Source organism: Actinosynnema sp. NPDC059797 (assembly GCF_042732085.1).
GTDB lineage: Bacteria > Actinomycetota > Actinomycetes > Mycobacteriales > Pseudonocardiaceae > Actinosynnema.
The window spans coordinates 1-10141 of sequence record NZ_JBHWIE010000256.1 but is presented as its reverse complement, the minus strand read 5'-3'; the positions used below and the strand labels follow the sequence as shown (position 1 = coordinate 10141).

Sequence of the window (10141 nt, the reverse complement as noted above, 5' to 3'; positions counted from 1 at the left end):
GGGGCGTGGTCGTGCTCAAGCGGCTGGCCGACGCGCTCGCGGACGGGGACCGCGTCGACGCGGTGTTCCTCGGTTCGGCCGTCACCAACGACGGCCTCGCCCGCGCCGGGTACACCGCGCCCGGCGTCGACGGCCAGGCCGCCGTCATCGCCGACGCGCTCGCCAACGCCGGCGTGGACCCCGGCGCCGTCGGCTACGTCGAGTGCCACGGCACGGGCACCCTGCTGGGCGACTCGGTCGAGCTGGCCGCCATGGCGAGGGTCTTCGCCGGCGTGCCCGCGGGCTCGTGCGCCATCGGCTCCCTCAAGCCCAACACCGGCCACCTCGACCGCGCCTCCGGCATCGCCGGGCTGATCAAGGCCGTGCACGCGGTGCGGACCGGGCTGCTGCCGCCGAGCCTGCACGCGCGGCGGCCCAACCCCGCGCTCGACGGCCGCGACGGGCCGTTCCGCGTCAACGGGCGGGCGCGCCGCTGGCCGTCCCGACCGGGACCGCGCCGGGCCGGCGTCAGCTCGTTCGGCCTCGGCGGCACCAACGCGCACGTGGTGCTCCAGGAGCCGCCCGCGGTCCGACCCGGCGCCGCCGAACCCTGGCCGCAGGCGCTGGTGCTGTCGGCGAAGAGCCCGGCCGCGCTCGACGCCGCCGTGGCCGACCTGCGCGCCCACCTCGACCGGCACCCCGACCTGCCCCTGGCCGACGTGGCGTTCACGCTTCAGGCCAGCCGGGGCGAGTTCAACCACCGCTTCGCCGTCGTCTGCCGGGACCCGCGGGACGCGGTCCGCGCGCTCGGCGACGGCCGCGGCCTGGTGGCCGAGCAGCGGCGGCGGGACCGGCCAGTGCACCTGGTCCTGCCCGACCCGGCGGGGTGGCCGCCGGGGACGTCCCGCGACGTCGAGGCCCGCCCGGAGGTCCGCGCCGCGGTCGACGAGTGCTGCGCCCTGCTGGACGGGAGCGGCGCGGTGGCGGGACGGGGGCTCATCGGGATCGAGGACCGGTTCGGCCCGGCGGTGGCGGACGCGGTCGCCCAGTACGCCGTGGCACGCGCGCTGATCGGCTGGGGGGTGGACGTGGTGGAGGTGTCGGGTGCGGGGACCGGCGCGGCCCTCGCGGCGTCCCTGCTGGGCGAGCTGCCCCTGCTCGATGCGCTGGCCGCCGTGGTGGCGGGGACGTCCGTGCCGTGCCAGGCGACCGGTCGCGGCGAGGACGCGGTGACCGTGGTCCTGGGGCCGGTGGGGGAGGAGCACCCGGACGCGGTCACGGGGTTCCCGGACGTGACCGGACTGACCGCCCGGCTGTGGCTGGCGGGCGCGCGGCTGGACTGGGCCGCGACCCACCTGGCCGGGCGCAGGCGGGTCGCCCTGCCGACCTACCCGTTCCAGCGCGAGCGCTACTGGATCGACCCGGCGCCGCGCGACCGGGAGCCCGGGGTGGCGGGAACTCCCCCGATCGGAGCGGTCCTGACCGGAACCGCTGTGACCGCGGCCGCGGCCGCGCCGACCGGGACGGGCGCCACCGGGTCGGCGGGGGCCGCGCGGTTCGACGACCTGGCCGACTGGTTCTCCGTCCCGGTGTGGGCGCGGCTGCCGCTGCCGGTCGACGACCTGGCCGGACGGGTCCGGGACCGGGGACCGTGGCTGGTGTTCGCCGATCGCGGCGGCCTCGGCGAGGCCCTGGTCGACGCCCTGCGCGACGCGGGCGCGGCCGTCACCGCCGTCCGGGCCGGTACGGGCTTCCGCCACGACCCCGACGGCGGCTTCGCCCTGCGCCCCGGCGACCGCGACGACCACGACCGGCTCCGGTCCGCGCTCGCCGCGCCGCCCCGCACCGTCGTGCACCCGTGGAGCGCCGACGTGCTCGCCGGGATGCCCACCCCGGCGGCCTTCGAGGCCGCCCAGGACCTCGGCTTCCACGACCTGCTCGCGCTGCTCGCGGCGGCACTGCGGTCCGGCCGGGCCCTGCCCGCCGACGTCGCGGTGCTCACCGCCGGGGCCGTGCGGGTGACGGGCGGGGACCTGCGCGTGCCCGCGTCGGCCGGGATCGCGGGCTGCTGCCGCGTGCTGGGGCAGGAGAACCCGGGCACGGTGTTCCGGCACCTCGACGTGGCCGCCCCCGCTGTTGCCGACTCCGCTGTGGCCGACTCCGCTGTGGCCGGCCCTGGTGTGGCCGGTTCCGCCCCGCTCGCCCTGGCCCACCGCGTGCTGGCCGAGATCTGCGCCGGCACCGCGGCCTCGGTCGCCTTCCGCGGCGACGACCGGTGGCAGCAGTCGTTCCAACCGGTGCGCGTCCCGGCGGGCGGTGCGCCCCCACTGCGCGACCGCGGCGCCTACCTGATCACCGGTGGGCTCGGCGACGTCGGTTTCACCCTGGCCGAGCACCTGGCCCGCACCCGGAACGCCCGACTCGCCCTGCTCGGCCGCACCCCGCTGCCGCCGCGCGCCGAGTGGGACGCCTGGCTCGACCGGCACCCGGCGGACGACCGGGTGGGCGTCGCAGTCCGGCGCGTCCGCGCGCTGGAGGAGGCGGGCGGCGAGGTGCTGACCCTGAGCGCCGACGTGGCCGACGCCGAGGCCGTGCGCGCGGCGGTGGAGGAGGTCCGGGCGCGGTTCGGCGCGCTGCACGGCGTCGTGCACGGCGCGGGGACCTCCGACGTGGCGGCGTTCGGCCTCGGCCACGCCGTCGACCGGGCGCAGTGCGACGCGCACTTCCGCCCGAAGGTCGCCGGCTTCCTCGCGCTGCACCGCGCGCTGGCCGCCGAGCCGCTGGACTTCCGGCTCACCCTCGGCTCGCTGTCCGCGGTGCTGGGCGGCATCGGGTTCGCCGCCTACGCCGCCGCCAACGCCGCGCTCGACGGGTTCGCCCTCGCCGCGAACGACGACGGCGCAGGTCCGTGGCTGGCGGTCGACTGGGAGGGCTGGCGCGTCGGCGAGGAGAAGCACCCGCTGCCCGGCGCGACGGTCGCCGACTTCCGGATGTCGCCGGAGGAGGGCGTCGCGCTCTTCGAGCGGGTCCTCACCCTGACCGGGCTGGCCGGGCAGGTGGTGACCTCGTCCGGACCGCTGGGACCGCGCCTGCGCGCGTGGGTCGACCACGGGGCCCGCGACACCCGACCGGTCGCGTCGCCCCGGCACGCCCGTCCCGCCCTGGCCACCCCGCACGCGGCGCCCACGACCGACGAGCAGGCCAGGCTGGTGGAGATCTGGTCGGACCTGCTCGGCATCGACGGCATCGGCGTCGACGACGACTTCTTCGAGCTGGGCGGTCACTCCCTGCTGGCGGTGCGGGTGCTCGCCAGGGTGCGCGCGGAGCTGTCCGCCTCGCTGTCGCTGGACGACATGCTCCGCACGCCCACCGTCCGCGCCGTCGCGGCGCACCTCGCCGCACCGGCGGTCGCGGAGGGCGAGCTGGTGCCGGTGGCCGGGGCATGATCGCGCGGCGGGTGCTGCTCTCCGACGGCAGCGGCGTGTCCTCCGCCCAGGTCGCGCGGCTGCTCGGCGAGGACGGCCACCACGTCGAGGTCCTGGACGCGGGCGGCGCCCTGCTCACCCGCTCGCTCCGGTGGGTGCGGGCGGTCCACGCCGTGCCGCCGTTCGGCGCCGACCCGTTCGCGTGGCTGGACGCCGCGCTCCAGGTGCTGGAGCGCGGTCGGTTCGACGCGCTGCTGGCCACCCAGGAACAGGTGGCCGTGCTGGCGCTGGAGGCGCACCGGGTGCACGACCTCGGCGTGGGCCTCGCCGTGCCGGGCTTCGCGGCACTGGCCCGCGTGCAGGACAAGGCCGAGGCGTGGCGAACCCTGCGCGAACTCGGCCTGCCGCACCCGGCCACCGCGCTCGTGGCGAAACCGGAGGACCTGCCCACCCGGGCCTACCTGCCCGGCTACGTCAAGACCCGCATCGGCACGGCGAGCCGGGGCGTGCGCCCCGTGCGCGACCGCGCCGACCTGTCCCGGGTCGCGGCCGAGTTCGCCGGCGAAGCCGACCACGGCGGCGTCCTGGCGCAGGAACGGCTGGACGGCCCGCTGGTCATGGTCCAGTCGGTGTTCGACCGCGGCCGACTGATCGCGTGGCACGCCGCCCTGCGCGTCCGGGAGGGCGTGGGCGGGGCGGCACTGGTCAAGGAGGGCGTCGACCTGCCCGCCGTCGCCGAGCACCTGACCGCGCTCGGCAGCGGCCTCGGCTGGCACGGGGCGCTGTCCGCGGACGCGGTCCTGACCCCGGGCGGTCCCTCCTACATCGACCTCAACCCCCGCCTGGTGGAACCCGGCAACGCCCGCCGCTGCGGCACGGACCTGACCGGGGCGCTGCTGCGGGTGTCCCTCGGGGAGTCGCAGGTCCCGGTGCCGAACAGGTCCGGGCAGCGCACGCACCAGTTGCTGCTGGCCCTGCTGACCGCCGCGCCGCGCGGCCGGGCGGCGGTGCTCGGCGAGCTGGCGTCGGTCGCGCTGCGACGGGGCGGCGCGGAAGAGCTGACCCCGCCGTGGCGGGACAGGTGGGCGGCGGCCCTGCTGGTGAAGGCCACCGCGCTGCTGCTGGCGAACCCGGACCGGGCCCGACTGGTGGCCGACGGCACGGTGGGCGACTACGCCCTGACCGCCGGCGGGTGGCGGCGGCTGTGCGAGGCCCACGCGGACCGCCACGGCGCCCACCACGGCGCTGCCGACCCCGCTGCCGACCCCGCTGCCGACCCCGCTGACGACCCGCTCCTCGACGGCGGCCCCTTCTCCGGCACCCTCGACAGCGCCGGTGAACCCCCCGACCACCCGGACGAGCCCGCCCGCCATCCCGCCGACCACCCGGACGAGCCCGCCGCCCGCCATCCCCCCGACCACGCGGACCACCCCCGGTGACCCGTGCCTGGTCGGGCCTGGCGGTGATGCTGCTCGCCGCGTTCATGGACGTCGTCGACAGCACGATCGTCGGCGTGGCCCTGCCCGAGATCCAGCGGACCCTGGGCGCGGACGGCGCGGAGCTCCAGTGGGTCGACGCCGCCTACCCGCTCGCGTTCGCCCTGGCCCTGATCACCGGCGGGCGCCTGGGGGACCTGCGCGGCAGGCGCCCGGTGTTCCTGGCGGGCGTCGCCGGGTTCACCGCGGCCTCCGCCCTGTCCGGCCTCGCGACCACGCCCGGGGTGCTGGTGGCGGGCCGCGTGCTCCAGGGCGTCGCCGCCGCCGTGATGGTCCCGCAGGTGCTGGGCCACCTGCGGGCCGCGTTCCCGCCCCGGGCGCGCGGAGCCGCCTTCGGCCTCTACGGTGCGGTGCTCGCCCTGGCCGCGGTCAGCGGTCCGCTGCTGGGCGGCCTGCTCACCGGGGCCGACCTGCTCGGCCTCGGGTGGCGGTCGATCTTCCTGGTGAACGTGCCCGTCGGGGTGCTCACCCTGGTGGCCGGGCTGGTGCTGCTCCCGCGCCCGCCGGCCCGCGCCGGTCCGGCCTCGCTCGACCTCGTCGGCGTCGTCCTGCTCGCCGCCGCGCTGCTCGCCCTGCTCTACCCGCTCGTGCAGGGCCGCGAGCACGGCGGCGCGTGGTGGCTCACCTGCGCTGTGGCGCCCCTGCTGGTCCTGTTCCTGGCGCACGAACGACGGGTGGCCGCGGGTGGCGGCGTCCCCCTGGTGCGCCCGGGGTTGTTCGCCGACCGCGCCGTGTCGGTCGGCTTGCTGGTCGGGCTGGTGTTCAGCGCGGGCGGCAAGTTCGGCTTCGTGCTCAGCGTCCACCTCCAGACCGGCCTCGGCGCCGACCCCCTCGCGGTCGGTGCGGCGTTCGTGCCGTTCGCCCTCGGTGTCGTCGCCGGGTCCGCGGCGCGGGCGCTGCCGGGACGGCGCGGCCCGGGGCGCACGGCGGTCCGCACCGGCGTCGCCGTCATGACCGCTGGCCTGGTGGCCACCGCCCTGACCGTGCGGTGGTGGGGCCCGGAGCTGCGGTCCTGGCAGCTCGCCCCGGGCCTGCTGCTCGCCGGCGCCGGCCTGGCGGTGGTCACGGCGGCCCTGGTGGACCTGGTCCTCGGCGCGGTGCGCGAGGAGGAGGCGGGCTCGGTGTCCGGCCTGGTCAACACGGCCTTCCAGCTCGGCACCGCCATCGGCATCGCGGTCGTCGGCTCGGTCTTCTACGCCGTGGTGGGCGGTTCGGTGACCACGGCCGCCGACCACCGCGCCCGGCACCTGGACCCGGCCGCCGTCGGCGCGCCCCGGTCCACCCAGCCGGAGGCCGCCGCCGCGGTCCGCTGCCTGGCGGCCGAGCACGCCGCGGCCGCCACCACCGGCGCACGCCCGTCCCGCTGCACCGCCCCGGCCGACCCCGAGGTCCGCCGCCTCGCCGAGGACGCGGCGGGGGACGCGGTGCGCCAGGGCTTCGCCCGCGCCGCCGAAAGCGGCCTGTGGGTGACGACCGGCATCCTCGCGGTCGGCCTGGCCGCGGCCGGGGCGCTGCCCGCCCGCGCCCGCCGGCTCAGGAGCGGTGCAGCCGCACCGTGATCACCTGGAACGGGCGGAACTCCAGCGCGACGGCGTCACCGGTGGCCTGCACGTCCAGGTCGAGGGCGGGCGTCTCCAGCAGGTTGGTCACGTGGGCCGAGTCGAGCGCGAACGACGTCTTCAGCTCGCAGCGCGCGTGGTTGCCGTGCGCCTCGTACAACCGCACGACGACGTCACCCTGCCCGTCGTCGGCCAGCTTGACGGTCTCGACCACCACGCCGTCGTGGTCGACCGACACCAGGGGCGGGACGTCGTTCGCCCCGGCGATCGCCTCCGTCGTGGTGTTCAGCCGGTACCCCTCGCGCACCGCGTCCGGGATGCTCGCGCCCAGGACGAGGGCGTGGGAGAAGTGGTGCTCGCCGCTGTCGCGGTTGCGGTCGAGCCATTGGGACGCGCGCAGCAGCGAGGCCCGCACCGTCGTGGTCGTCCCGCCGCCCTCCCTGGCGTGGCGGGTGACGTCGTGGCCGTAGGTGGTCCGGTTGGCCAGGGCCACGCCGTAGCCGGGCTCACCGACGTGCAGCCAGCGGTGCGCGCAGATCTCGAAGCGCGCGGCGTCCCAGGACGTGTTGGTGTGGGCCGGGCGGAACAGGTGCCCGAACTGGATCTCGGAGGCCGACCGCTCGACCTGCACGTCGAGCGGGAAGGAGAGCTTGAGCAGCTTCTCCGTCTCCTTCCAGGTGACGGTCGTGTCGATCCGCACCCTGCGCGCCTCGCTGTTCAGCCAGATCAGCTGGTGCACCTTGGACCCGGCGCCGAAGGAGCGGGTGATCACGAGGCGCTTGCCGGTGGGCGACTTCTCGATCTTGTCGACCTGGGTCAGGTCCTTCACCGTGTTGCGGTAGTAGCTCTCGATGTCCCAGGCGTCCCACAGGACCGGCGTGTCCTGGTGCAGCTGCAACAGGTTGCCCCGCCCGCCGGGTGGGACGACCTCCCGGTTCGCGACCTTGTCGTGGAGGGACGTGATGAGCCCGTTCTTGTCGACCACCACGCGCAGGTGGGCGTTCTCCAGCACCCAGTCGTCGCCTTCCTGCGTGACGTCCGTGTCCACGGGCAACGCGCCCTGCGCGCTCGCGCCCAGGGCCGGCACGTTGTAGAGGGGGTGAGGACTCGGGTTGAAGCGTATGGACTTCTGACCATCGCCCACGAGGCTCTTCTGCGCCTTGCCGATGATGACGCGCAGCTCTTGCGCCGCGTCCTCGAACGACTTCACCGCGTCCCGGTGCACCCAGGGGATCGAGGAGCCCGGCAGCACGTCGTGGAACTGGTTGAGCAGGACCACCTTCCAGATCCGGTCGAAGTCGCCGTACGGGTACGCGAAGCCGACCCGGACGGCGGCGGTGGCGCACCACAGCTCGGCCTCGCGGAGCAGCGTCTCGCACAGCCGGTTCCCGCGCTTGATCTTCGCCTGGCTGGTGTAGGTGCCCCGGTGCCGCTCCAGGTACTGCTCGCCGTACCAGACCGGCGGGTTCGGGTAGTCCGCCTCGGCCGCCTCGAAGAACTGCTCCGGGCTCTCCAGGGACACCCGCGCGGAACCCTCCAGGTCGGCCAGGCGCCGCGCCCTCCCCAGGTGCTCGCGGGTCGGTCCGCCGCCACCGTCGCTGTAACCGTAGGCGAGCAGGGACCGGGTCGCCGAGCCCTTCTCGGCGAAGTTGCGGACGACGCGGGCCACCTCGCGCCCGGTGATCCTGGCCTCGTACATGTTGGCCGGTGTGGCGTGGGTGAACACCCGGGTGCCGTCGATGCCCTCCCAGAGGAACGTGTGGTGGGGGAAGACGTCCGTCTCGTTCCAGGAGATCTTCTGGGTGAACAGCCACTTCGACCCGGACAGCGCGATGATCTGCGGCAACGCCCCCGAGTAGCCGAAGGAGTCGGGCAGCCACACCTCCTTGGTGTCCAGGTCGAACTCCTCGGCGTAGAAGCGCTTGCCGTAGGTGAACTGCCGCACCAGGGCCTCGCCGCAGGGCATGTTGGTGTCCGCCTCCACCCACATGCCCCCGACGGGGACGAACTTCTTCTCCTCGACCTTCTTCTTGACCCGGTCGAAGAGCGCGGGGCTGTCCTTCTTCAGCCATTCGAGCTGTTGCGCCTGCGACATCACGAAGGTGTAGTCGGGGTGCTCGTCCATCAGCGACACCGCGTTGCCCACGGTGCGCAGGACCTTGCGGCGCGTTTCCCGGAAAGGCCACATCCACGCCGAGTCCAGGTGGGCGTGGCCTACGGCGGAGATCAGGTGCGCGCTCGCGTGCGCGGGTCGTGACAGCACGTCCTGGAGCTGCTCGCGGGCCTGCTGGGCGGTGCCGGCCACGTCCTGGGGGTCGAGGGCGTCGGCGCACCGCTGGAGGGCGCGCAGGATCTCCCAGCGGCGGGGGGAATCCAGCCCCAGCTCCAGCATCAGCTCCTGGAGCACCTCCACGTCGTGGGTCAGGTCCCACACCACCTGGTCGAAGATCCGCAGCTGCGCCTTCTGGAAGGTGTAGAGCGGCTGGTTGTAGGGGTCCGGCACGGTGAAGTCCCCGAACGGGGACACCGGTGGGTAGATCAGCGGGTTGGCCGCCGCCTCGACGTAGTACCGCACGACGGCGCCGGCCGGAGTGCCCGCCGGGACCGGGATCCACGGGGTGCAGCGGTTCATCCCCTTGATCGGGGCGCCGTTCACGTCGTAGGCGAGGCCCTCGGCGCCGAACCCCGTGTGCTCCGGCAGGTACCCCGGGTCGAAGCACACCTCCAGGCGCTGGCCCTGCCAGCCCGGGGCGTCGGGAACGGTGCCCACGACCTTGAACCACCCGGTGCGCCACGGGCGGCCCCACGCCCGACCCTGGCCGACCTTCTCGTACTTGTGCTTCGCCTCGTCGGTCGCGTCGGAGAAGGGGACCGGCTCGTGGTCCGGTGTCTCCCACAGGTAGACGTCGAGGTTCGAGGACTTCCGGTACTGCGCGGGTTGGAGCCGTTGCACCACGGTCCGCACGATGTGCTTCTCGATCACCACTCGGTCGTCGTGCACGGTCCCTCCCCGTCCCGGGCACGGCGTGTGCCCTCGGACCAGTCTCAGCCGGGGGATGGGCGTTTTCCATTACCTGATGGGGTGCTCGTGGTGCGACACGGTGGAGTTCACTTGCCCTGGAAGGTGTTCTCCGTGGTATCGCCCGGGAGCACGAGCCCCGTCTCGTAGGCCAGGACCACGGCCTGCGCCCGGTCGCGCAGGTCCAGCTTGGCGAAGATGCGGGCCACGTGGGTCTTCACCGTCGCCTCGCTCAACCCCAGCTCCGCGGCCAGTTCGGCGTTGGAGCGGCCGCGTCCCAGCAGGGTCAGCACCTCCAGCTCCCGGGGCGTCAGGGCGGCGAGGTCCCGGTGGATCGCGGGCGGTCGCGCGTCGCGGTCCACCAGGGCGAAGCGCTGCACGAGCCGGCGCGTGATCGACGGCGCGAGCAGGGCGTCGCCGGTGTCGACCAGGCGCACCGCGGCGACCAGGTGCTCCGGGGTGACGTCCTTGAGCAGGAAGCCGCTCGCGCCGGCGGCCAGCGCGGCGTACACGTAGCGGTCGAGGTCGAAGGTGGTCAGCATGACCACGCGGCAGCCGGGGGAGCGCGCCAGGACCTGGCGGGTGGCCTCCAACCCGGCCACGTTGGGCATGCGGATGTCCATGAGGACCACGTCCGGCCGCAGCTCGCGCACGACCGCGACC

General features: G+C 75.3%; 5 protein-coding genes. 3 read left to right on the top strand and 2 right to left on the bottom strand.

Annotated features, from left to right (window positions below; translation table 11 throughout):
* From ACFV4N_RS33210 to ACFV4N_RS33200, 3 genes are all read left to right on the top strand, one after another.
* A partial coding sequence (locus tag ACFV4N_RS33210) for an SDR family NAD(P)-dependent oxidoreductase (protein WP_499676607.1) occupies nucleotides 1-3425 on the top strand: 3425 nt, incomplete at its 5' end.
* Entirely contained in the window at nucleotides 3422-4843 is a 1422-nt protein-coding gene (locus tag ACFV4N_RS33205; RefSeq protein ID WP_499676606.1) for a hypothetical protein, read from the top strand. The genes ACFV4N_RS33210 and ACFV4N_RS33205, both read left to right, overlap by 4 nt.
* On the top strand, nucleotides 4840-6459 hold the full coding sequence (locus ACFV4N_RS33200) for an MFS transporter (protein ID WP_499676605.1): 1620 nt from the start codon (nucleotides 4840-4842) through the stop codon (nucleotides 6457-6459). Before ACFV4N_RS33205 ends, ACFV4N_RS33200 begins: the two co-directional genes overlap by 4 nt.
* Here the strand turns inward: ACFV4N_RS33200 and ACFV4N_RS33195 are convergent.
* On the bottom strand, nucleotides 6434-9460 hold the full coding sequence (locus ACFV4N_RS33195; RefSeq protein ID WP_499676604.1) for an alpha-mannosidase: 3027 nt from the start codon (nucleotides 9458-9460) through the stop codon (nucleotides 6434-6436). The genes ACFV4N_RS33200 and ACFV4N_RS33195 overlap by 26 nt on opposite strands.
* 107 nt (nucleotides 9461-9567) lie before the next feature.
* On the bottom strand, nucleotides 9568-10141 hold a 574-nt coding region (locus ACFV4N_RS33190), incomplete at its 5' end, for a response regulator (protein WP_499676603.1).